This window comes from Salinimicrobium oceani, from assembly GCF_012037645.1.
The window spans coordinates 1-23667 of record NZ_JAAVJR010000014.1 but is presented as its reverse complement, the minus strand read 5'-3'; the positions used below and the strand labels follow the sequence as shown (position 1 = coordinate 23667).

Annotated in this window: 22 protein-coding genes; 13 read left to right on the top strand and 9 right to left on the bottom strand. The window is 41.4% G+C overall.

Going from position 1 to position 23667, the window contains the following annotated elements:
* Window positions 1-367: 367 nt before the first annotated feature.
* The gene (locus HC175_RS14880) at window positions 368-946 is read left to right on the top strand and encodes a DUF2911 domain-containing protein (protein ID WP_168139286.1); all 579 of its coding nucleotides are present in this window, start codon (window positions 368-370) and stop codon (window positions 944-946) included.
* A 48-nt stretch (window positions 947-994) separates the two neighbouring features.
* Here HC175_RS14880 and HC175_RS14875 read toward each other — a convergent pair whose 3' ends face one another.
* Window positions 995-1627 carry a 7-carboxy-7-deazaguanine synthase QueE gene (locus HC175_RS14875; RefSeq protein WP_168139285.1) on the bottom strand — a complete coding sequence of 211 codons (633 nt, stop codon included), beginning with the start codon at window positions 1625-1627 and terminating at the stop codon, window positions 995-997.
* Window positions 1628-1778: 151 nt separating this feature from the next.
* Between HC175_RS14875 and HC175_RS14870 the strand changes: the two genes are divergently transcribed.
* The 9 genes from HC175_RS14870 (at window position 1779) to HC175_RS14830 (ending at window position 9395) form a co-directional block, all read left to right on the top strand.
* On the top strand, window positions 1779-3116 hold the full coding sequence (locus tag HC175_RS14870) for a D-alanyl-D-alanine carboxypeptidase/D-alanyl-D-alanine-endopeptidase (protein WP_168139284.1): 1338 nt from the start codon (window positions 1779-1781) through the stop codon (window positions 3114-3116).
* A 9-nt stretch (window positions 3117-3125) separates the two neighbouring features.
* The gene (locus tag HC175_RS14865; protein WP_168139283.1) at window positions 3126-4181 is read left to right on the top strand and encodes a S66 peptidase family protein; all 1056 of its coding nucleotides are present in this window, start codon (window positions 3126-3128) and stop codon (window positions 4179-4181) included.
* Between the two features lie 63 nt (window positions 4182-4244).
* Window positions 4245-5771, top strand: a complete 1527-nt coding sequence (locus HC175_RS14860) for a helicase HerA-like domain-containing protein (protein WP_168139282.1) — start codon at window positions 4245-4247, stop codon at window positions 5769-5771.
* Between the two features lie 13 nt (window positions 5772-5784).
* Window positions 5785-6342 carry a hypothetical protein gene (locus tag HC175_RS14855; RefSeq protein WP_168139281.1) on the top strand — a complete coding sequence of 186 codons (558 nt, stop codon included), beginning with the start codon at window positions 5785-5787 and terminating at the stop codon, window positions 6340-6342.
* 12 nt (window positions 6343-6354) lie between these two features.
* Window positions 6355-7197, top strand: coding sequence for a 23S rRNA pseudouridine(2604) synthase RluF (rluF, locus tag HC175_RS14850; RefSeq protein WP_168139280.1), 843 nt, complete (start codon window positions 6355-6357; stop codon window positions 7195-7197).
* 67 nt (window positions 7198-7264) lie between these two features.
* Window positions 7265-7510 (top strand): DUF7218 family protein, encoded by a 246-nt coding sequence (locus HC175_RS14845; RefSeq protein WP_168139279.1) that lies wholly within the window; start codon window positions 7265-7267, stop codon window positions 7508-7510.
* Complete coding sequence (locus HC175_RS14840; RefSeq protein ID WP_168139278.1) at window positions 7511-7936, top strand: VOC family protein; 426 nt, start codon at window positions 7511-7513, stop codon at window positions 7934-7936. It abuts the gene before it with no gap.
* Window positions 7937-7949: 13 nt separating this feature from the next.
* Window positions 7950-8969, top strand: coding sequence for an AI-2E family transporter (locus tag HC175_RS14835; RefSeq protein ID WP_168139277.1), 1020 nt, complete (start codon window positions 7950-7952; stop codon window positions 8967-8969).
* 6 nt (window positions 8970-8975) lie between these two features.
* A complete protein-coding gene (locus tag HC175_RS14830; protein ID WP_168139276.1) occupies window positions 8976-9395 on the top strand; it encodes a YkvA family protein in 420 nt (139 codons plus the stop codon).
* Here HC175_RS14830 and HC175_RS14825 read toward each other — a convergent pair.
* The 4 genes from HC175_RS14825 to argS form a co-directional block, all read right to left on the bottom strand.
* Entirely contained in the window at window positions 9392-10294 is a 903-nt protein-coding gene (locus HC175_RS14825; protein ID WP_168139275.1) for a bifunctional 5,10-methylenetetrahydrofolate dehydrogenase/5,10-methenyltetrahydrofolate cyclohydrolase, read from the bottom strand. The two genes, HC175_RS14830 and HC175_RS14825, sit on opposite strands and share 4 nt — an antisense overlap.
* A gap of 26 nt (window positions 10295-10320) precedes the next feature.
* Window positions 10321-10692 (bottom strand): four helix bundle protein, encoded by a 372-nt coding sequence (locus HC175_RS14820; protein ID WP_168139274.1) that lies wholly within the window; start codon window positions 10690-10692, stop codon window positions 10321-10323.
* 70 nt (window positions 10693-10762) lie between these two features.
* On the bottom strand, window positions 10763-12091 hold the full coding sequence (gene ffh / locus HC175_RS14815) for a signal recognition particle protein (protein WP_168139273.1): 1329 nt from the start codon (window positions 12089-12091) through the stop codon (window positions 10763-10765).
* Window positions 12092-12410: 319 nt separating this feature from the next.
* Window positions 12411-14180 carry an arginine--tRNA ligase gene (gene argS, locus HC175_RS14810; protein WP_168139272.1) on the bottom strand — a complete coding sequence of 590 codons (1770 nt, stop codon included), beginning with the start codon at window positions 14178-14180 and terminating at the stop codon, window positions 12411-12413.
* Window positions 14181-14291: 111 nt separating this feature from the next.
* On the opposite strand from argS, the gene HC175_RS14805 reads away from it, so the two are divergent.
* Window positions 14292-14726, top strand: coding sequence for a hypothetical protein (locus HC175_RS14805; protein ID WP_168139271.1), 435 nt, complete (start codon window positions 14292-14294; stop codon window positions 14724-14726).
* A 40-nt stretch (window positions 14727-14766) separates the two neighbouring features.
* Here the strand turns inward: HC175_RS14805 and ctlX are convergent, their stop codons facing one another.
* Window positions 14767-15699, bottom strand: coding sequence for a citrulline utilization hydrolase CtlX (ctlX, locus tag HC175_RS14800; protein WP_168139270.1), 933 nt, complete (start codon window positions 15697-15699; stop codon window positions 14767-14769).
* An 8-nt stretch (window positions 15700-15707) separates the two neighbouring features.
* Window positions 15708-16619, bottom strand: a complete 912-nt coding sequence (locus HC175_RS14795; protein WP_168139269.1) for a dimethylarginine dimethylaminohydrolase family protein — start codon at window positions 16617-16619, stop codon at window positions 15708-15710.
* Window positions 16620-16914: 295 nt separating this feature from the next.
* Here HC175_RS14795 and HC175_RS14790 point away from each other — a divergent pair, with 295 nt between their 5' ends.
* Window positions 16915-18156 carry a glycoside hydrolase family 2 TIM barrel-domain containing protein gene (locus HC175_RS14790; protein ID WP_168139268.1) on the top strand — a complete coding sequence of 414 codons (1242 nt, stop codon included), beginning with the start codon at window positions 16915-16917 and terminating at the stop codon, window positions 18154-18156.
* Complete coding sequence (locus tag HC175_RS14785) at window positions 18146-21916, top strand: glycosyltransferase (RefSeq protein WP_168139267.1); 3771 nt, start codon at window positions 18146-18148, stop codon at window positions 21914-21916. The genes HC175_RS14790 and HC175_RS14785 overlap by 11 nt, the downstream gene beginning before the upstream one ends.
* 61 nt (window positions 21917-21977) lie before the next feature.
* On the opposite strand, the gene HC175_RS14780 is transcribed toward HC175_RS14785, so the two are convergent.
* Both HC175_RS14780 and HC175_RS14775 read right to left on the bottom strand, forming a co-directional pair.
* The gene (locus tag HC175_RS14780; protein ID WP_168139266.1) at window positions 21978-23267 is read right to left on the bottom strand and encodes a citrate synthase; all 1290 of its coding nucleotides are present in this window, start codon (window positions 23265-23267) and stop codon (window positions 21978-21980) included.
* A gap of 232 nt (window positions 23268-23499) precedes the next feature.
* The coding region (locus tag HC175_RS14775; RefSeq protein WP_168139265.1) for an integrase core domain-containing protein at window positions 23500-23667 on the bottom strand (168 nt) is incomplete at its 5' end.

Here is a 23667-nt window from a genome sequence, read left to right as displayed (position 1 = left end):
AATATACTAAAATCATACCTGTAAAACCACTGCAACCCGCTCACAGGCCGCGAAGTTATCAACAATTTCTGTGGAAAAAGCCTCGCTTGTAAACCTTTGGAGCCCTACGCTTCGAAAATCCCTTAGCCTTTGTAAGCCTTGAAAATGATCCCGGCAATTTTCAATATTCTACCAGTGTTATGAGTATAAAAAAATTTTCGCTTTTCCACATTTTCAGAAGAAAAGAACTCGACATAAAGAAGCGTCAAAAATGCCATTTTCGGCGCCCTTTAATCTTTTCAAGCTTTTAACTGCATTTAAAGAAAACCTTAACTATAATTTTCCTCACTTCCAGTATATTTAGACCTACTAACAAAACTCAAACATTATGAAAAAATTATTTTTAGTGATAGCCATATTCGCCGGAGCATTTAGCAGTCCGCAACTCTATGCGCAAAACACCCCCGAAACAACAAAAGATAATGATGGTCCAAATTTCTCTAAACTCGATGTTAGCCCTATGGATGTCGCTTTGTTTAGAGGTGAGAATAATGAGCCTATGGCCAGGGTACTATACAGCAGGCCTCAAACCAGAGACCGGGAAATTTTCGGAAAGCTTGTGCCTTATGGAGAAGTGTGGCGAACCGGAGCTAATGAAGCTACCGAGATCACGCTTTATGAAGATATGATGGTAGGCGACAAGACCATCAAAAAAGGTACTTATACGCTCTTTACCATTCCTCAGGAAAAGGAATGGACTGTTATTTTAAACAACAGTACTAACGTTTGGGGTGCATATGATTATCATGTTGAGAAAGATATCGCCAGGATCACTGTGCCTGTAAGAACAGCCAAGAATCCTATTGAAGCACTATCAATGAGCTTTGCACCATCTAATGGAGGGGCAAATCTTTTTATTGGCTGGGATGACAGATTTGTACAGATCCCTTTCAAGGAAGTAAAATAACCTGAAAAGTTAATATCAAAAAATGCCCTTTTTAAGAGGGCATTTTTTTTATGGAATATTAAGATATTTATGCGTTTGCAGGGACACCTTCCATTGCGGATTGTTCATGACATACTCTACAATAAGAGGCATCATTTTTTCCCTGTTGCTCCACTCTGGCTGTAAATATAAAATGCAGTTCGAATTGACTTTCGCAGCCTGCTCTTCAGCAAAAATAAAATCATGTTTATTGAAGATGATCACCTTGAGTTCATGTGCTTTTTCATAGATCTCCTCTGTAGGCAATTTGATCTTTTTTGGCGAAAGACATATCCAGTCCCAGGTTCCTGACAGCGGGTAAGCCCCCGAAGTTTCAATGTGGATCTTTGCACCTTTGCTTTTTAAAGCGCTGGTTAAAGGTTCCATGTTCCAGGTTAAAGGCTCTCCTCCTGTTACCACAATGGTTTTACTGCTCTTTAATGCATTTTCCACTATAGTATCTACTGCAGTTGGCGGGTGAAGTTTAGGATTCCAGCTCTCTTTGACATCACACCAGTGGCAGCCCACATCGCAGCCTCCAACTCTAATAAAATAAGCAGCAGTCCCTTTGTGAAAACCCTCGCCTTGTATGGTATAAAATTCTTCCATGAGTGGCAGCATTTCTCCACGCTCCACCAGCTCATTTACTTCATTCTCATTCATAGCCTGCAAAGGTACATAAAAAGCAAGAGGAATTCCGGATTTTGATACCCCTCAAAAATGGCATTTTTAACCCTTAATCCTGCAAGTTGTTTTCCGGGATTTCTTCAGGTCTTAGCAATATTTTCTTACTTTAACCATTATTTTCGCCAGCTTGATACATCTATCCTTTTTCAGAAAATTATTTCTTTCGTTAACGCTCTCTGCCTTCGGAATGCTCCTGATCGCCTGCGGCAGTAGCCGGTCCTTTGAACAGGAGCTGAAAAAAGAGCTTACTGAAACTGAAAACCTCAATTCCTGGTTTCGCGGCATCATGATCTATGATCCGGTTTCTAAAGAAGTATTGCTCGAGCATAATGCTCATAAATACTTCATTCCTGCATCTAACACCAAACTACTTACCCTCTATACCGGCATAAAGCTTCTGAAGGATTCTGTTCCTGCCCTGAAGTACGCCACCCGGAATGACAGCTTATTCTTTAAAGGCACGGGAGATCCCAGTCTTTTTTACAGAGATTTTGATGCCACCAACGTCCTGCTATTTCTTAAATCTCGCCCTGAAACACTGGTGCTCATTTCTCCTGGAAAAAAGGAAAAAGCATTTGGCCCGGGCTGGGCATGGGAAGACTACAACTACGCATTTTCTGCAGAACGATCTGAATTCCCCCTTTTTGGAAACCTGGTTACATTCCGTAAACCGGCAAATTCAGCAGAGATTGAAGTCATTCCGTCGTTCTTCAGAAGCAAAACAAGTATAGATTCCTCCTCAACATCTGGTAGGGTGAGCAGGATGCAAACAGAAAACAGCTTCAAAATTCCCATTTTTGACACCTCAGCAATTGAGCAGCGGGTTCCATTTATCACCTCACCCCAATTGTCGGCTCAACTCCTTTCCGAAAGCCTCGGCCGAGATGTGATCTCTTTGAAAAAAATTCCAGAGAACCTAAGTCTGGAGAAGAAAATTTACAATAGCCCGGCACGTTCGCTCTACAAGATAATGCTTCAGGAAAGTGATAATTTTGTTGCAGAGCAGCTCCTTTTGCTAGCAGCGGGCACAATTGCCGATACCTTGCAGGCACAAATAGCAATAGCGCATATGCAGGAAATGTACCTGCAAAAATTACCAGATACTGTGAAATGGGTGGATGGATCTGGCCTTTCTCGTTATAATCTCATGACCCCGCGGTCTCTGGTGAAATTGCTGGAGCTTATTTCGCAAGAACTTCCGCAGAAAGAACTGCTGGCGCTTTTTCCTGCGGGAGGTGTAGCGGGTACGCTTAAGAATGATTATCATGCACCTCCTAACAAACCTGCTTACATTTATGCAAAAACAGGAACTCTCAATAATAATCACAGTTTAAGCGGATATTTAATCACGGCTAAAGGGAAAACGCTCATTTTTAGTTTCATGAACAATAATTTCTTGACCTCAACAGCAATGATCAAAGCTGAAATGGAAAAGATCCTTCGCCAGTATTATATCCATTACTAAACAATAACTATGGAAAGACGAAAATTTCTAAATAATCTTGGCTGGGGCAGTATGGCTGTGCCATTTATAAGCGCCTACGCCACAGATCTCTCAACTTCTGAAGTCACTTCGGGCCCTGTGATCATTCCGAAGCAGCTGAAGGCAGGCGATACGATTGGGATAGTAAGTCCTGCAGGTGCCATCTTTGAATCTGAACCTTATGAGATAGCGGTAGAATCTATGGAAGCCATGGGTCTCAAGGTGAAACTAGGTGACCACGTGAAAAAACGCTACGGACATTTGGCAGGAACCGACCTGGAAAGAGCTCAGGAATTGAATAAAATGTTCCGCGATCCAGAGGTCAACGGGATCATATGTTTAAGAGGAGGATCGGGGGCTGCAAGGATCCTCAATCTCATTGATTATAATGCGATCATAAAAAATCCGAAGATTTTTATCGGGTACAGCGATATCACAGCGCTGCATTTGGCCATCCACAAACGTACAGGACTCGTAACTTTTCATGGTCCTATGGCCACTTCTACCTGGAATTCTTTTGCAGTAGCACATTTCAAGGACCTCCTTTTTGATGCCAAAACCTTGAAGTACGAGAATCCTGCAGACAAGGGCGGATTGCTCACTCAAACAATGAACCGCATAAGAACCATTACTCCCGGGGAAGCCACCGGCCAGCTTTTAGGCGGAAATCTCTCTGTACTTACGGGGATAATGGGCACTCCTTTTTTTCCCGAAAACTGGAAGAACAAGTTGCTATACCTGGAAGATGTAGGAGAAAAGATCTATGCTGTAGATCGCATGATGGCACAGCTCGAACTAAGCGGGGTTCTAAAAGAGATAAGCGGATTCATTTTCGGAAAGTGTTCTGACTGTGATCCAGGCGGCGGGTACGGTTCCCTTACCATGGAGGAGGTAATTGATCATTATATCAAACCTCTTGGCATTCCTGCTTTCAGTGGGGCCATGATTGGTCATATTAGTGATAATGTGACCGTTCCAAACGGGATCCCAGCCAAAATGAACGCTATAGAAGGTAGTTTTGAGCTCCTGCAACCAGCCGTTGTTTAAAAATCGAATAGCTTTGGGGGCTTCTTATGGCTCACAATTCTTACTTTTATAAAAAATTTACCGGTGCCGGATAACAAGATCTTTGCTGAACATATCTCAAAAGGTTATAATCCTCAAGGGGAATACATTTATCTTGGAGCTGCCATGCACCAGGGAGAAGTTCATGCAGAAGCCGCCGTTAAGATCCCTCTTAAAACCATGAACAGGCATGGTTTGATCGCCGGGGCTACAGGAACGGGAAAATCCAAGACCCTGCAGATCCTCGCGGAAAATCTTTCTGAAAAAGGAGTTCCGGTGCTGCTCATGGATGTAAAAGGAGACTTGAGCGGACTTGCAAAACCTTCAAACAAGGAAGATTTTATTTTTGAAAGGCATAATAAACTGAATTTTCCTTTTGAAGCTTCAGGATCACCTGTGGAAATTCTTTCGCTTTCCAAAGAAATTGGCGTGAGGCTAAGAGCAACGGTGAGCGAATTCGGACCTGTGCTTCTGGCCCGTATCCTGGATCTTTCTCCCGCTCAAAGCGGTATTCTTTCGGTACTCTTTAAATATTGCGACGACCAGCACCTCCCGCTCCTCGATTTGAAAGACCTGAAGAAGATCCTTCAATATGCAACCGAAGATGGAAAAGAAGAGCTGGAAAGATCTTACGGAAGAATTTCTGCTGCTTCTACGGGAGCTATTCTAAGAAAAATTGTGAGCCTGGAGCAGCAGGGAGCAGATCTTTTCTTTGGGGAAAGATCTTTTGAAGTGGAAGACCTGGTTAGAACGAACTCTCAAGGCCGGGGATACATTAGTATCTTACGCCTTACCGATATTCAGGATCGCCCAAAACTGTTCTCTACCTTTATGCTAAGTCTTTTGGCCGAGATCTACACCGGCTTTCCGGAGCAGGGAGACAGCGACAAACCAAAACTGGTACTATTCATTGATGAAGCCCACCTCATTTTTGAACAGGCCTCTTCTGCCCTCCTCGACCAGATCGAGAGTATTGTAAAACTGATAAGATCTAAAGGCGTAGGAATATATTTCGTAACACAAAATCCTGCCGATGTACCTGCAGATGTTCTGGGGCAACTTGGATTGAAAGTGCAGCATGCGCTTAGAGCATTCACAGCGCGCGACAGGAAGGCGATAAAACTGGCCGCAGAAAATTACCCGATTTCAGAATTTTACGATACCAAAAATGTGCTCACAACGTTAGGAATTGGGGAAGCACTGGTTACAGCGCTCGATGAAAAAGGACGACCTACTCCGCTTGCAGCTACAATGCTTAGAGCGCCGATGAGCCGAATGGATATTTTAAGTCTGGCGGAACTGCAGGAGCTAACAGCTGCCTCGGCCCTCGTACAAAAGTACAATGCCGAGATCGATCGTGAAAGCGCTTATGAGATCCTCAACCAAAAGATCGATAGAGCCGATGCTGAAAAAGCAAGGGAGAAAGCCAGGGAAGAAAGAAAAAAATTAGAGAAAGCCAGTTCTGGCAGAAAAAGATCCAGTACAGGCCCGGAAAAAGCAATAGTCAAGGTTCTTACCAGCGCAACCTTTATAAGAGGAGTGATGGGAGTTCTGAACAAATTAATTAGATAATATTTTACCCGCAATGCAAAAAAAAATTCTTCTCTTAACCATCATTTTAGGCGCGCTTTTATTTTCCTGTGAAAAAGAGCAGGATCCTTTTCTTATCACCGCCAACAGTATTGGTGCACTTACCAAAGATGTTAAGATCAATGAGCTGGATTCTGTATTTGCAAATGATTCGTTGGTCAAGCAAGTAAGTTCTGGCGAACTCTACAGGAAAAGCAACGAAATAGAGATCTACGATAAAACGGGCAAAAAATTGTTACTCCTGGAACCGGTGCAGGCATTTGACTCTACCAGCACAGTAGGCTTTATCCAGGTTATCGATCCCAGATTTAAAACAGCAAAAGGACTTGGGAAAGACAGCACCTTTAAAGATATTATAGAAAATTACACGATCTCCAGGATTGAAAACACTCTGAGTGCAGCTGTGATTTTTATCGATGACATTAACGTTTACGTCACGATAGATAAAAAACAACTTCCGGTTGAGCTTCGCTATGACACTCAAAGCAGGATTCAGGCTGCTCAGATCCCCGACAATGCCAGGATCAAATACTTTATGATAGATTGGGATTAAACATTACACTTCATGTCTTCTGAAAATCTTACCCGCCTCAATAAATATCTCAGCGAAGTAGGCTATTGCTCTCGTAGAAAAGCCGACACACTTATAGAGCAGGGCCGGGTGACCATTAATGGCGAAGTGCCAGAAATGGGTACCAAGGTAAAACCTGGTGATGAAGTGAGGGTGAATGGAGAGCTTATTGTAGCTCCAAAAAAGGATAACGTATACCTCGCATTCAATAAACCCGTAGGTATAGTTTGCACCACAAATCCAAAGGAAAAGAATAACATTGTTGATTACATCAATTATCCCACCCGCATCTTTCCAATTGGCCGACTGGATAAACCCAGTGAAGGACTGATCCTTTTGACAGATGATGGTGATATTGTGAACAAGATCCTTAGAGCCCGCAATAATCATGAGAAAGAATATATAGTTACTGTAGACCGAATAATCACTCCTGATTTCGTTGAAAGAATGTCGGCCGGAATTCCCATTTTAGACACCGTAACACGGGAATGCGAGGTAGAACAGTTGAGTAAATTCGTTTTCAGGATCGTCCTGACCCAGGGACTAAACAGGCAAATTCGTCGGATGTGCGAATATCTTGGCTATGAAGTTGTAAAGCTGAAGCGCATAAGGATCATGAATATTCAGCTTGATGTGGCATTGGGTAAGTATCGTCATCTTAGCCAACAGGAACTTCAGGAGTTAGATCTCATTACCGGCGGCTCTGTAAAAACTGAAGAAGGATCACTTCCGAAGGAAAAGACAGAGCTAAAAAGAGAGAAGAGATTCTCTGCACCTCCCCCTGGGAAGAAAGATCCCAGTTCGCAAGGAAAGAAGGGTTCTAAAAGAAGAAAATAGGAATCTTAACAGAGAATTAAGCCAAAAAATAATGATTACTGCCTATTTTTAAATAAAAACTTGAAAAATGGGAAAGCAAAGTAATCGCATCAAGAATGAAGATCAATACGAAGCGCTGAGAGATAAAGGTGCAAGTAAGGAAAAAGCAGCCCGAATAGCCAATTCCTCCAATTCGGGCGAAAAGGGCGGAAAAGCCGATAAATACGAAGACCGCAGTAAGGACGACCTTTACAAAAAGGCTAAGGAAGTTGGGATAGAAGGGCGTTCAAAAATGAGTAAAAAGGAATTAATTAACGCTTTACGCAATCACTAAATGCATAAGATCCAACCATTTCACCTGGCTATCCCTGTCGATAACCTGGAGGAGGCACGAATGTTCTATCGCGAGACCCTGGGCTGTGAAGAAGGCCGAAGCAGCGATCATTGGGTAGATTTCAACTTCTTTGGACATCAGCTCGTCATCCATTATAAAGATGCTTCTGAAACCCGTAACACCGGGAGTAACCCTGTTGATGGAAAAGAAGTTCCAATTCCGCATTTTGGGGTGGTACTGACCTGGGAAACTTTTCAGGATCTTTCTGCCGAATTAAAAAACAAACAGATCGACTTTGTCATTGAACCTTATATTCGTTTTGAGGGGCAGGTAGGAGAACAGGCAACCATGTTCTTTAAGGATCCCTGTGGCAACGCATTGGAATTTAAAGCCTTTAAAAATATAGATCAACTATTCGCAAAATAACTACGCCAGGTGAATGAATAAATTAAAACCGTCTTTAGTACGACAGCTGTTCGTGCTTCTTCTTATTTTATTTTTACTGGTTTTAATCTTTAAGGAGGTTTTGCCTTACCTCTCGGGAATTTTAGGGGCCATAACCCTGCATGTGGTACTTCGTAAGCCTATGTCGTGGCTGGTTAATAAGGGCTGGAGACCTGTTTTGGCAGCTGCAAGCCTCATGTTTCTTTCGTTCATTGGAATTTTAGTCCCCATTACCCTTACAGTTTTTATGCTTACATCAAAAATTGGGAAGGCCGTTGCAAATTCAGAAAGGGTGCTCCAGGTAGTAAAGAAACAGATCGATGAAGCAGAAACCTACGTGGGATATGATCTTAGCCAGGGAATCGATTCGCCCAGAGTTGCCAATTGGCTTTCCAACAATTTGCAATCTTTAGGAGCCGGCACATTCAACGCGTTCATAGCTATTAGCATCATGTATTTTCTGTTATACTACATGCTCATGTACCGCCATGAATTAAAGCGTGTGGTAATGTCATACATTCCTTTAGGAGATGACAACCTGCAGGTGATAGCTAAAGAAGGAGACGAAATGGTGAAATCAAATGCGCTGGGAATTCCGCTGGTCGCATTTTTTCAAGGTATTGTGGCTTTAATAGGTTACCTCATCGCAGGGGTGCCCGATCCTTTTTTCTGGTTTGTCATTACAGCTATTGGCGCCATGGTTCCTTTTATAGGAACCGCAATTGGTATTTTACCGGTAGCGATTCTTCTTTATTCGATGGACCTGGAATGGCAGGCTGTATTCATCCTGATCTACGGTTTTGTAATTGTGGGGATCACAGATAATATTCTGAGACTGTATATTTTGAACAGACTCGCAAGTGTACATCCTTTGATCACCTTGTTCGGAGTAATTGTGGGAGTACCATTGTTTGGCTTTATAGGCCTCATTTTTGGGCCTTTGCTGGTGTCCATGTTTTTGCTTATCTTAAAGATATACAAGCACGAATACGGAAAGACTGAAAATAAACTTTAACTAATAATGAAATTGAATATGCTGGAAGATGTGAAAAAAAAGATCAACGAGGACTATCTGAAATCTGAGATCTCGAAAGTTGATGATGGTGACCTCGATATGGTCATGAAGAACAAGGATGCAATTGATAAAAAGCTACAGGGTGCCGGCATGAAAAAGTACGCTGAACTCGGGAAGTTAATGTTTGGTATGCTTAAGGATTACCGGAAAGGTGTGTATACCCATGTTCCCTGGTTTACAATCGCTGCACTTGGCCTAACTCTTTTATATGTCTTTAACCCCATGGACCTCCTGCCCGATTTTATTCCGGGAGTAGGTTACGTGGATGATTTTGCTTTGTTTACAGTTGCACTCAGGTTCGTGCAGTCAGATCTTCACTCCTATCTCGACTGGAAAATAGATGAAGCTAAAAACAAAAACTCCTAATTAGTCTTTAATTCTTTACTTCTGGTGCGATGTGTTTCTCGCGCCAGAAGTGTATTTTTCAGGAGCATTGCAATGGTCATCGGTCCTACGCCGCCTGGTACGGGTGTTATATAGCTTACCTTCTTAGAAACGTTCTCGAAATCCACGTCTCCGCTAATTCGGTAACCTCTTGGTTTTGTTTCATCAGGTACTCTGGTGATCCCTACATCGATTACCACGGCGTCGTCCTTAACCATTTCAGCTTTAAGGAAATTAGGAATACCAACTGCTATAATAATAATATCTGCCTGGGAAGTGATCTGAGTGATATTTTTAGTGAATTCATGGGTAAGGGTTACTGTGGAATTACCAGGAAAGCCTTCTCTCCCCATGAGTATGCTCATTGGCCTTCCTACGATATAGCTACGGCCAATTACACAGGTGTGTTTGCCTTTCGTGGGAATGTTGTAACGCTCCAGCATTTCCAGAATTCCAAAAGGAGTCGCCGGAATGAAAGAGGTCATATCCAATGACATTTTTCCAAAATTGGTGGGATGAAAACCATCTACGTCCTTATCGGGACTCACTGCCAAAAGTACTTTCTGAGTGTTGATCTGTGGAGGAAGAGGTAGTTGCACGATAAAACCATCGATTTTATCATTGTTATTTAGCTCCTCAATTTTGGCCAGCAATTCCACTTCGCTGGTATTTGAGGACATACGGTATTCTGAAGATTCGAATCCCACTCTTTTACAAGCTTCCACCTTTGCGTTGACATAGGTTAAGCTGGCGCCGTCACTTCCAACTATGATGGCAGCAAGATGCGGTACCTTCTCCCCGCGATCTTTCATTTTCTTTACTTCCAGGGCAATTTCTTCCTGAATTTCGTTGCTTAGTTTTTTACCGTCGAGGAGCGTCATCTTAGTATGCAGTTATTAGTGGGCAGTTAGCAGTCTTTGACCCCAAACTTTCCTGGATTATTGATCATGAAATGTATTAATCTTCCAACCTGTAGGCATTGATCCTGCAAGCCATTGAATTTTTCTTCAGAAATATATTGACAAGCAAGGGCAAAATCCAACCACAATTGTGTTTCCGAATTTTCACCATCTGCATCTGTCAGTTTACTTTTATAATGTCTGATATAGTCCCTCTTGCGATATGCTTCAGAAATATTAGAGCATACACTTCTTGAGGATCTTACAATTTGGGTAGTAAGCGCAAAACGCTCTTCGCTAGGAAATGACTTTGACAGCTGAAAGATCTCCATTGCAAGCGAAAATGCCTTTTGATATGCTAGTAAAGTTTTAAACCCCACTCCTTCAGAAACTCTTAAACGGTTTTTCTCCAGATTTAACTGCTTACTGCCAACTGACCACTGCCGACTCTTATTTCATTCCCTTCATCATCTGCATCATCTTTCTGCCGCCGCCGCCTTGCATCATCTTCATCATTTTGCTCATTTGGCTGAATTGCTTCAATAACTGGTTCACCTGCTGTACAGATGTGCCTGAGCCTTTTCCTATTCTCTTTTTCCGTGATGCATTTATTAACGATGGCTTGGATCGCTCTTCGGGGGTCATGGAGTGGATGATGGCTTCAATAGGCTTGAAAGCATCATCGTCAATTTCCACATCCTTAAGCATTTTTCCGGCACCGGGGATCATTCCCATAAGATCTTTCATAGATCCCATCTTCTTGATCTGCTGCAGCTGGTTTAGGAAATCATCAAATCCGAATTCATTTTTGGCGATCTTCTTCTGAAGTTTTCTTGCTTCTTCTTCATCATACTGCTCCTGCGCTCTTTCCACAAGGGACACAACGTCTCCCATTCCCAGAATACGATCGGCCATACGGGAAGGATAGAACACATCAATAGCATCCATTTTTTCACCCGTACCAATAAATTTGATTGGCTTATTTACAACCGATTTAATGGAAATGGCTGCACCACCACGAGTATCACCATCGAGTTTCGTAAGAATTACCCCGTCAAAATTTAGTCGGTCGTTGAAGGCTTTTGCAGTATTCACCGCATCCTGCCCGGTCATGGAATCAACTACGAAAAGAGTTTCCTGAGGCTGGATTGCACTATAAATATTCGCGATCTCGGTCATCATGGCCTCATCAACAGCAAGACGCCCCGCGGTATCAATGATCACCACGTTATGCCCATTGGCTTTAGCGTGAGCAATTGCAGCCTTTGAAATAGCTACAGGATCCTGATTACCTTCATCACTAAAGACCTCAACGCCTATTTGTTCTCCAACTACATGCAATTGATTGATCGCAGCAGGACGATAAACGTCACAAGCTACAAGCAACGGATTCTTGCTCTTTTTAGTTTTTAGATAATTTGCCAGTTTTCCCGAGAAAGTAGTTTTACCACTTCCCTGAAGACCCGACATTAGAATGACAGATGGATTACCTGAAAGATTGATTCCTTCGGCATCACCACCCATTAATTGCGTAAGCTCATCCTTTACGAGCTTCACCATCATTTGGCCGGGCTTTAGCGCCGTAAGAACATCCTGCCCAAGCGCCTTTTCCTTTACAGTAGTAGTAAATTCTTTGGCGATCTTATAGTTGACATCTGCATCTACCAATGCACGTCTCACCTCCTTAAGAGTTTCGGCTACGTTTACTTCTGTAATTTGGCCGTGTCCCTTCAGGACGTGTAAGGCACTATCTAACTTATCACTTAAACTTTCGAACATGATCTCTCAATTTTTTTAAACTATGGCTTCAAGCCGACAGCTGCAAATTTAATGATTTGAGGCTGAAGTGAAAACTTTTTCAACTCCACATCTGCTTCAAAATTTCTTTATTTCTTCGGAATTTTCTTCTGAAAAGATCTTCCAAAAGAGGTGTCAAAAATGTCATTTTTGACACCTCTTGTTTTTTCATTTTTCCTTCGAACTTTCCTTCCTCACTTCTCGACCCAAATTTTTACCTGCTCCTACAGGTCCAAATTTACTCGAGGTAACTGCAGTTCAAACTACTTCTAATCTAGTGGTTCCAACTTCGCCCTTCAATCTACATTCTCTCTGGCACCTGAATTCCAAGTAGTTCAAAAGATGATTTTATCACCTCTCCTACTGCCTTAGATAGCTGCACGCGGAACTTTTTCTCTGTTTCATCTTCAGTCCCTAAAATGGTGACGTTTTGGTAGAAACTATTGAATTCCTTCACAAGTTCATAGGTATAATTAGCGATAAGCGCCGGACTATGATTTTCGGCCGCCAGCTGAATGGTTTCAGGATAAAGTTCCAGCTGTTTGATCAACTGTTTTTCCTTGTCATTGAGCTCATATTCCAGAATGGTTTCACTGTGATCAAAGTCTGCCTTTCTTAAGATAGATTGAATTCTGGCGTATGTATACTGAATAAAAGGTCCTGTATTTCCCTGGAAATCTACAGATTCTTCAGGATTAAAGAGAATTCTCTTCTTAGGATCTACCTTCAGGATATAATATTTCAAAGCTCCGAGTCCGATTATTCGGTAAAGATCTTCTCTTTCCTCTTCAAAATAACCGTCAAGTTTCCCTAGTTCTTCAGAGATCTTTTTGGCAGTAGCGGTCATCTCCTCTATAAGATCATCTGCATCGACAACTGTTCCCTCGCGACTCTTCATTTTACCCGTGGGGAGATCAACCATTCCGTAGCTTAGGTGATAAAGATTTTCGGCCCAATCGTATCCTAATTTTTTAAGGATCAAAAAGAGCACTTTGAAGTGATAATCCTGTTCATTTCCTACGGTGTAAACCATCCCGTTGATGTGGAAATCCTGCACTCTTTGAATGGCAGTTCCAATATCCTGCGTCATATAAACGGCTGTACCATCACTCCTTAAAACGATCTTCTCATCCAGGCCTTCGTCTGTAAGATCGATCCACACGCTGCCATCATCTTTTCGATAAAAAACACCTTTTTCAAGACCTTCAGCCACTACATTTTTCCCCAGGAGATAGGTATCGCTCTCGTAATAATTCTTATCAAAATCAACTCCGAGCTTATTATAGGTTTCTTCAAAACCTTCATAAACCCATTGATTCATTGTCTTCCAAAGGGCCACAACCTCGGCATCACCTGCTTCCCACTGTCGCAACATTTGTTGAGCATCCTTTAAAATAGGAGCTTCAGCTTTTGCTTCTTCTTCAGTTTTACCCTGGGCTATGAGATAAGAAATTTCTTCCTTATAAGCTTTATCAAATTTGACGTAATAATTCCCCACCAGCTTATCGCCCTTTAAGCCAGAAGTTTGTGGAGTTTCGTCATTTCCGAAGCGCTGCCAGGCGAGCATGGATTTACAGATGTGGATCCCACGATCATTAATGATCTGCGTCTTGAAAACCTTTTTCCCGGAAGCTTTCAGAATTTCGGCAACTGAAAAACCTAAAAGATTATTTCTAATGTGACCTAAATGCAATGGCTTGTTCGTATTAGGTGAAGAATACTCTACCATAATGGATACCTCGCCTTCAGGATTTCTTCCGAACTGGCTATCATCTTTTATTTTTCCGAAGAAATTGAGATAATACTGATCTGCCAGCACGATATTCAAAAACCCCTGAACAACATTGAACTTTAAGATCTCTGAATTCTGCTCCACGAGATATTGCCCAATCGCTTCGCCAAGCTTTGCAGGGTTCGTCTTGATCTGCCTTAACATTGGGAAAGTCACCAGGGTAATATCCCCCTCAAAATCCTTACGCGTAGGCTGGAATTCAACCGATTGCAATTCTACCTGATATAAATTTTTAACAGCTTCTTTTACCTGAAGTGAAAGTGTCTCCTGAACGTTCATTTTTCTTTAATTAATAATTCCTGCAGGCTGGTACAGGAAGTGGCAAAGATAACAGAAATTTAGGCTTGGTTAAAGGTTTAGGTGCAAATGCTTACCTTTAGAAAAAAGAATATGCTATTCAATATTTCAAAGGACTTTAGCGAAAAAAGAGAGGAAATCAATGACCTGGTGGGAAAGCCTTTTTCCCTTGAGGAACGGAAAAAACTCGACGGGGTAAGCCTTCAAAACCTCACTATTACTGCTGCTAGTATCGAGATCTATAATTTACTGGTGCTCAACGAAGGCAATAGCCAGTGTCATCTGGAAATTCGACCGAAAGGGGTTATTATTAGTTTTAGAGCCGCTACAGAATCTTACTCTCTGGTGATCCCTTTTTTCAAACTGAAGATTTATAAGGGCCGGGCTGAAGAATATTCGTTTTACAAAGACAATTACTTTATCAAGATCTGGGCTGGCGCTGAAGATAAGGAACTGCATGCCTTCATTAAGAAGCTTAGACATTATAAAGCTGACAAGGCGTTACCTCGCATTGAGGATGAGAATTAAGCGGCATCAAAAAAGCCCTTTTTTGAAGGGCTTTTAAAATTTACTTTTTTGGAAGGAAAACCTCTGCCAGCATACAGCGGGCACTTCCACCTCCACAAGTTTCAATTGTGGTAAGATCACTACTCAAGATCTCACAATGTTTTTCAATAGCCGCTATTTGAACCGGAAGCAGGCTTTTTCTTGCTGCTTCACTCATCACCAGGTACTTTTTATCATCGCTTCCCTGTACCTGCAACATATTCCCTGCATAATGATGCAGCTGTGCTTCAGAAATTTCAATGATTTCCTTTCCGTCGGCCTTTAGATGTTTAATGACATTTTTACGCTCCTTTGGATCATCTATACTGTCCAGGCAGATCACGGCAAAATTTTCAGCAAGGCACATCATGACGTTCGTATGGTAAATTGGCATTCTTCGGCCACCCACATCCTGGTAAGCGGTGAAAATAACCGGAGTAAGTTCGAAATCTTCGCAGAATTCAATAAGCAGCTCTTCACTGGCACGTGGTGATAATGCACAGTAGGCTTTTTCATTCACCCGGTCAATGATTAGAACTCCCGTAGATTCAAGAAAAAGTTCTTCTTCCTCTGCGCTGGTATAGTCGATAACGTTTTTTATGAGGTAACCTTCTTCCTCTATTTTTTCAAAAATTTCGGCCCGCCGTTCCCTTCTTCGATTCTCTGCAAAAAGCGGATAAATGGCTGCAGTTGCATCCTCATGAAAAGTCACCCAGTTATTGGGGAAAATAGAATCGGGCGTGTCAAGTTTTTCATCATCGTTGACTACAATGACATTTACACCCACGCCTCTAAGTTTGTCAACAAACGCATCAAATTCCTCCTGTGCCTTCTTATTTATTTTCTCATTTTCCAGCTGAAGGCCTTCCTGGAAATAATTATTGACGGCAGTTTGCTCATTCATCCTGAAGGCTACGGGCCGCACCATTAATACAGTATCTGTGATTTGTCTCATATAAGCTTTTAATCCCTAATTAGTGGCAGTGTTGAACACCTCAACAATCCTTCTTGTTTGGCTATCTCTGCATATGGTACCTCTTCCACTACCATGCCATTCTCCCGAAGCCAGGTGTTCAATCTTTTAAAATTCCTTTCGGAGATCACCACCTCTTCAGAAATTGAAAAGACATTTGAATTCATGTCGTACATTTCCTGTCGGGTGATCTCAAATACGTTTTCCTTTCCGAAGAAATTGACCAGCCATTTATTTTCCTCCTGGTCTAGAAAGCCGTCTTTATAGAGAATGGCCTTGCCTCTGCCTACAGGTTGAAAGCAGCAGTCGAGGTGCAATGCATTGTCTCTGGGTTCGGTATTGGATTTCCTGAGGTTAAAGGATTTGATTTTCTTATTGGGAAACATTTCTCTTAAATGTTCCACCCCTTTGAGGTTAGTTCGGGCAGTAATAAAATTGGGATAATCTTCACCATAATAGGCCCCCACAAATATGTGATCATTATATAGCATCACATCGCCTCCCTCTACGTGCGCATCTTCGGGAAGATCGAATACTTTATCCTTGTCAATTTGATCTATCACATAATTTATTGCTTCAATCTCTTCCTCCCTATCGGGCAGGATATTGGCTTTAATAAATTTGTCATCAATAACAAAAGCAATATCTCTTGTAAAGATTTGATTGAGATCCTTCACTAACTGCGGACGATAAACCTTGACATCATACTTTTCAAAAATAGCATTTACGGCTTCCATTTCTTTCACCATATCTTCCTCGACCGGATAGGTACCCGCTCTTAAATGCTCGGCAGACTTTGGGTCATAAGCATTTTCGAGTTCTGGCGTAGGCCCGGGGCTCTCTGCAGTTCCCAAGACAACAGCTCTGAGCCGTGAAGTTTCATTCTTGACATTAAGTTTCATATTCCCCTAATTTGGTGCAAATATACTAAAAGGCAACACCTCAAAAAAAGGGCAACCTTCCTTTATTTATTTAAAGAATTGGGAAATAAAAAGGTAAAGTTCATTGCCTTACAAGACTTTGTTTATTTTTGTTGAAATTACTCAGTTTACCCTACACACAGGCCAATATAAACCTGTGTCGAGTTTTAATATATTAGCATCGCTTTAATCTAAATTCTATATTATTAAAATCAAGGGCTATCTACTCATCTCTTTTTTAATTCCACTCCTCTGCTTCTCGTGCGTTGATCAAAGATTGGCGAATGCAGAAGAGCCTACTGTGTACCTAAAAGAATCAAAGGGTAAATTTCAATTGATAAGAAATGGAGCTCCTTTTTACATGTATGGAGCGGCAGCAGAAGCTGGATATTTGAAGGAATTAAAAGCCGCAGGTGCAAATACAGCAAGGATCTATGATACCGTAAACTTACGATCCACCCTGGATCAAGCCCATGATCTTGGTCTAGCCGTGGTAGTGGACATTCCGATGCCCAAACATGTTTCAGATGCCGAATTTTACGACAATATCGACCTTTTTGAGACCCTGCACGTTAAAGTAGCCGAGGTAGTTTCCCGACATAAGGATCATCCTGCCTTACTTTATTGGAACCTCGGAAATGAACTGTATTATCCATACCTGTACAAAAACACAAAGTTTCATGAGAGATTTGGAGTTTTAGTTGATCTCATTCATGAACTGGATCCTAATCATCCAGTGAGCACTACAACCATTGGAGCTAATAAGCTGCGCGTCCTCTCAATTACATGGAAAACTCCGCAATTAGATTTCGTTTCTTTTAATTCTTTTGGTTCATTGAGTACTTTTTCTGAGCGTTTGAAGCCTTTGACACCGCTGTGGAGGGGACCTCATGTTATTACAGAATGGGGAGTCAATGGACCCTGGGAAGCACCTTTAACACTCTGGGGAGCTCCTATTGAAGAGACAAGCACCAAAAAAGCTGAACAAGTGTCGGAAAGATACCGAGATTATATACATCCTTTGAAGGACAATAATTCCCTGGGCAGCTTTGTATTTTACTGGGGACAGAAAAATGAGATTACCCCTACCTGGTACAGTCTGTTTGACGAAAACCACATGAGGTCTCAAACAGTTTTCGAATTAGAAAATATCTGGAAAGGAATGGAGAGAGAATTTCCTGGCCCTGTATTAAGGTATCTTCTACTGGAGGAAAAAGGAGCCTTAGACAATATAGTCCTTACTCCCAGCCAGCTGGTCACTGCTCAGGTTTACCTCTATGATCAAGCTCCCAGCGACTATACATATCATTGGGAGATCAAAGAAGAATCATGGTACGCCTACCACATTAGTAAGACGATAGCAGGCATTAATTTTGACCAAATGGATAAAACGGTTAGTTTCAAGACACCTGCTGCAGAAGGACCATATCGTCTTCATTTAAAAATAACTAACAACACAGGGTATTATGCTGCTGCAAATATTCCGTTTTATGTGTTAGCCCCCGATAATGAAAACTAGAATAAAGGCTCCTACAAAAGTTGAAGAATGGATCATCAAAATAATGATCCTTCTGGGACTATTTAGTGTAGTCTATTTCCTGTTCTTCTTTTTTCAACCTCAACACCGGGGAAATATTTTTCTCTTTACACTTCTGTGTATCACAATGCTCTACAGCATCCTGAAAAAGTTGTATATGTGGTACAACTACGGAAATATCTCAGTCCCAGAAGTGCCTCAAGACCTTCCGAAGATAAAAGTTGATATACTTACCACTTACTTTCCAGGGGAACCTTACCAGATGATCGTTACTACTCTGGAAGCTATCACCAAGATTACCTATCCTCATACTGCCTATTTATGTGACGAAGCGAATGATCCTTACCTCAAACGTTTTTGCGAGGAGAACGGGATAATTCATGTTACTCGTGATAACAGAAAGGATGCAAAAGCTGGTAATATAAATAATGCTCTACGGAAAGTAGCCACGGGTGAAATTTGCGTGGTCTTAGATCCCGACCACATTCCAGAACCGAATTTTCTTGATCCAATTATACCATTTTTCTCAGATCCAGAGATTGGTTTTGTACAGATCGTACAAGCTTATTATAATATAAAGGACACTTTAGTAGCTCGCGGAGCTGCAGAACAAACTTTTCAGTTTTACGGCCCAATGATGATGACGCTCCATTCCTATGGCACTGTAAACGCAATTGGCGCCAACTGTGTGTTTCGCAGAGCAGCTTTAGATAGTATTGGGGGACATGCGCCAGGACTTTGTGAGGACATGCACACCGCAATGTTACTTTATTCCAAAGGATGGAAATCTGTTTATTTGCCAGAAGTCCTTGCAAAAGGGCTGGCGCCTTCTAATCTTACAACCTACTTCAAGCAACAGTTAAAATGGGCACGAGGAACCTTCGACCTCCTGTTCAAGGTTTACCCAAAGGTTTTTAATCAACTTACAACAAGACAGAAAATACATTTCGGGATTTTACCCTTGCACTACTTAAGTGGGGTGATGTATCTCATTAATTTCCTCATCCCCATAATTGCACTGGTATTTTCCATAACCCCCTGGGAAGGGAATTTGGCAGATTTCTTCTTAGCTCTTTTACCTGTGGCTTTTTCCGCTATGTTAATAAGGACCTTTATTCAAAAATGGGTTATCGAAAAAGAAGAAAGAGGTTTTCATCTCACCGGGGGTTTATTGCAGATAAATACCTGGTGGATATACATCCTGGGGCTGGTCTACACGATCATCAACAAAAATGTTCTCTATTTACCTACACCCAAACAAAGTGAATTCAATACCAATCTAAAAATTGTCATACCCAACATAATAGTTGCAGGCCTCTCAGTATCTGCCATCATCTATGGCCTCAACAAAGACCTTACTCCTTTCTCAATATTTATGGCGGGTTTTGCTCTTTTTAATACGCTCATTATGCTGTTTGGTATGTATCTCACCATAAAGACTACTAATCAAAACCGAATTCTTCGGGCAAACCTTGGAGAAAGGACAGTCAAAGAGCTCTATAATCTTAAAAGTACCTTTCGTAAGATTTTTCATGGCACCTTCACCATAACTCGTAAAGCAGCCTTACCCCTCCTTGCAGCTATCCTGATTTTCGCTTACGGATACAGAACAAAAAAAGAAGTAGCTCGTTGGAAAACTGTCATACCTGCATATCACGAGAAGATCAGTGGAAAATACTTTGGGATTTATCACCCCCCTAGAGACACAGGGACTGTAGATCTTGATGAGATTAACGCCATAGAAGCCCGGCAGGACCTCAATTTTGATATTATTTCCCTGTATCTAGCCTGGTCTAATGCGAGCGTGGAAAAGTTTCCTCATTCCCTGCTCAACAACATAGCAGCAAAAAACGCTATTCCATTAATTACCTGGGAACCCTGGGCAGCAGAAATTGGAGCTGGAAATGCTGAGCTGGAAAACGACCGCAGAGTCTTTAAGCACATTGCTGAAGGATACTACGACAATTATATAAGACAGTTTGCCGATCATCTCGCGAAATATAACCGTCCTATTTTCTTGCGCTTCGCACATGAATTTGATAATCCGCAATACCCATGGTCTGCCTCAGGAGGAAATTCCCCCGCCGACTTCAAAGCGGCCTGGAGACATGTGCATGACATCCTTACTGCAAGAGGTGCAAATGAGGTAATGATGGTTTGGAATCCCTGGAAGCCAAAAAAAATGCAACAGTATTATCCGGGAGACAAGTATGTAGACTGGGTTGGCCTTACCATTCTCAATTATCAGGAACTTAATGAATCTGGGGCTGAAATGACCTTTGACGAATTGTACCTGCCATTCAAAGAAAGATTGTTCTGGTTTACTCGAAAACCAGTGATGCTGGCAGAATTTGGTTCGTTGGATCTCAACGAAAACAGGGAAAATTGGTTGAAGAATTCTATGGCCGCAATAGAGGAAAAACATTCTGAGATCTCGGCAGTTGTTCTTTTCAATAGTGCTTTTGACGATAATATTCCCACCAATGACTTTTATGATAAGCAATACTTGAACTGGACAATAGATTCCCTGCAAATGCTGGGTCAACATTTCAAAGATTCCCCTGTATATTACAATCCTATACAAGACCCGTTACCTGCAAATTTTGAATTTAAAGCGCTGAAAAACATCAAGGGCATTGAATACAAAAAAGCACAATCTTGGCAGGATAACTACTACGTGGTGACCAGAGAAACCCTACTTCAGGATTTAAAAAAAGCAAGAGCTGCGGGAATCAACACACTTAAATTCAGGGGCGGTACGGTATATGACTATAACCTTTTAAAATATACTTCTGAAAAGGAATTCAAGGTAGTATATGAACTGGATCTAGGCGGACATGTAGACTTTGCACAAAACGCATTGGCAATATATGAACTCGAGGAAGAAATCCTTCAAAAAGTTCGGCAGCTAAAAGACCATTCAAATATCATAGCATATTCTTTTAATCCGGCATTACAATCTGTTTATTCAGAACCGATGCTGTTCTACCAAAAACAGGGATTTTACACCTGGTTGAAAAATGTGGCGAATGAAATCAGAAAACTGGATCCTAACAAGGCTCTGATTTTAGAGCTTCCGTGGACTGCTTCGACTCCACAGGAAGTTTCTGAACTTTCACGGTTTCTTCCTGTAGACAGCTATGGTCTCCATCTAGGCAACATTAAAGATTTGGAAATGGCAAAGGCAGCTGCTGAAACCTTTAATGCTCAAGTTATTATCAGCTCCATACCTGTTGAAGGTTTATCCAGAGATTATAAGCAACTATCAGGAAATGTCATTTTAGAAAACTGGCAGGATGAAAGATACAGCCATAGGATCTCTTTTGACGGACTTATTGACTTCTCTGGCCGTGCTAAACAGGCCTATTTTATCGCTGAAAGTCATTTTAGGGTGCCTGTTGAGGAGCTGTCCTTCCAGGTACGTATTCTCAAGCCAGCCTATCCTCTTCTCCCAGGAGAAACACAGACCTATCATGCCTCCATTTTTAAAAACAACGAATGGCTTCAGGGAGCGGAAGCATTGGATAAATATAAAGTTGAATGGATGCTCATCAAAAATGACATTTTTGGTAACCCTCTAGCTGCAAGAAGTCTGGGATCAGGTAATTCTTTACCAGTAAAGATTCCGAATGACTATGAAAACTATCAGCTCCTGCTTTCTGTGCAGCCAAATGACAGTGAGCGGGTGATGCAAAGTCTTGAGAAATTAAATACCCCTATTTATTCCGCGGGTTCATATTAAAAGAAAAACCTGCAGGAGAGAACCTGCAGGTTTTTTTATTCGTTCTAAAACCACTTTAGAGTTATCTATTTTCGATCTCCTTAAAAGCTCTACTGGTCTCACCAATATATACCTGTCGAGGACGCCCAATAGGCTCCTTGCGCAAACGCATTTCTCTCCACTGCGCGATCCAACCAGGCAAACGCCCAACAGCAAACATTACCGTGAACATCTCGGTTGGTATTCCCATCGCGCGATAGATGATCCCTGAGTAGAAATCAACATTCGGGTATAATTTCCTTTCAACAAAATACGGATCTTCAAGAGCTGTTTTCTCAAGACCTTTTGCTATTTCAAGAATAGGATCTTCTACTCCTAATTGGCCTAAGACTTCATCTGCCGCTTTCTTGATGATCTTAGCTCTCGGATCAAAGTTTTTGTAAACCCTGTGCCCAAAGCCCATAAGTCTGAATGGATCATCCTTGTCTTTTGCCTTATTGATGAATTTTGTAGTGTCACCACCATCTGCTTTAATTTCTTCAAGCATTTCGATCACTGCCTGGTTAGCACCTCCATGTAAAGGCCCCCAAAGTGCAGAAACACCTGCCGAGATAGATGCAAACAATCCTGCATGTGAAGAACCAACTATTCTTACCGTTGAGGTAGAACAATTCTGTTCGTGATCTGCATGAAGAATAAGAAGCTTATCTAGTGCATTTACAATTACCTTGTTCTGTTTATAATTCTTCTTAGGATTATCATCCTGAAACATCATTTTGAGCAGACTTTCCACATATCCTAAATTGGTGTCTTTGTTATACAAAGTCTGTCCATTCTTTTTACGTAAAGTCCATGCTGCAAGCACAGGAAATTTTGCAAGAATTTTCACAATGGCTTTGTACATATCCTCTTCTGAATCAACATTAACAGATTTCGGATTAAAGGCTGTAAGCGCACTGGTCAAAGAAGAAAGTACACCCATGGGATGTGCAGAATGTGGAAAACCTTTCAAAACGGTTTTCATGTCTTCATTTACTATACTTTGATCGAGAATATCAGTATTAAATTTCTGCAACTGTACTTCTGTAGGAAGCTCTCCAAAGATGAGTAAATATGCTACTTCAAGAAAATCTGCTTTTTCTGCCAGTTCCTCTATAGAATACCCACGGTATCTCAATATTCCTTCTTCTCCATCCAGAAAGGTAATTGCACTTTCACAGGCCCCAGTATTCTTGTAACCAGGATCAAGTGTAATGGCCCCACTCTGTGCGCGTAATTGAGTGATATCAACCGCGATCTCTTTTTCGGTACCTACAACCAGTGGGAGGTCATAAGTCTTTCCTTCTATCTTTATAGTAGCTACTTTTGACATTTTATTTATGGATTTGTGTAAAAATTATTTCAAGGATTGCTAAATTACAAAATTTCGAGTTATTTTTTGCCTTAATCGCCCATTCATTATAGGTTTAAGAAGGCTTTTTTTAGCAGTAATAGAAGGTTAAGAAACTTTTATATTTTCATGACCGGATACTGCAAAAAGGAATTAAATACAGATGTTTAAAACAAGTTAATGTTTGTGTCGTCCTAAAATAGGTTGACAGTTTTTAAATAAAAAATTTAGATAGACCTGTGGAGTTTTCTTCATAGGTTTTTTCATGAATAAAGTTAGGCGTTTTCATTTGAAGACTCAAGTGTGGCCTATCATTATTATATGTTTCTATTGATTCTTTTATCAGAAGCTCGAGTTCCTTACCAGTATTGCATTTATTGAT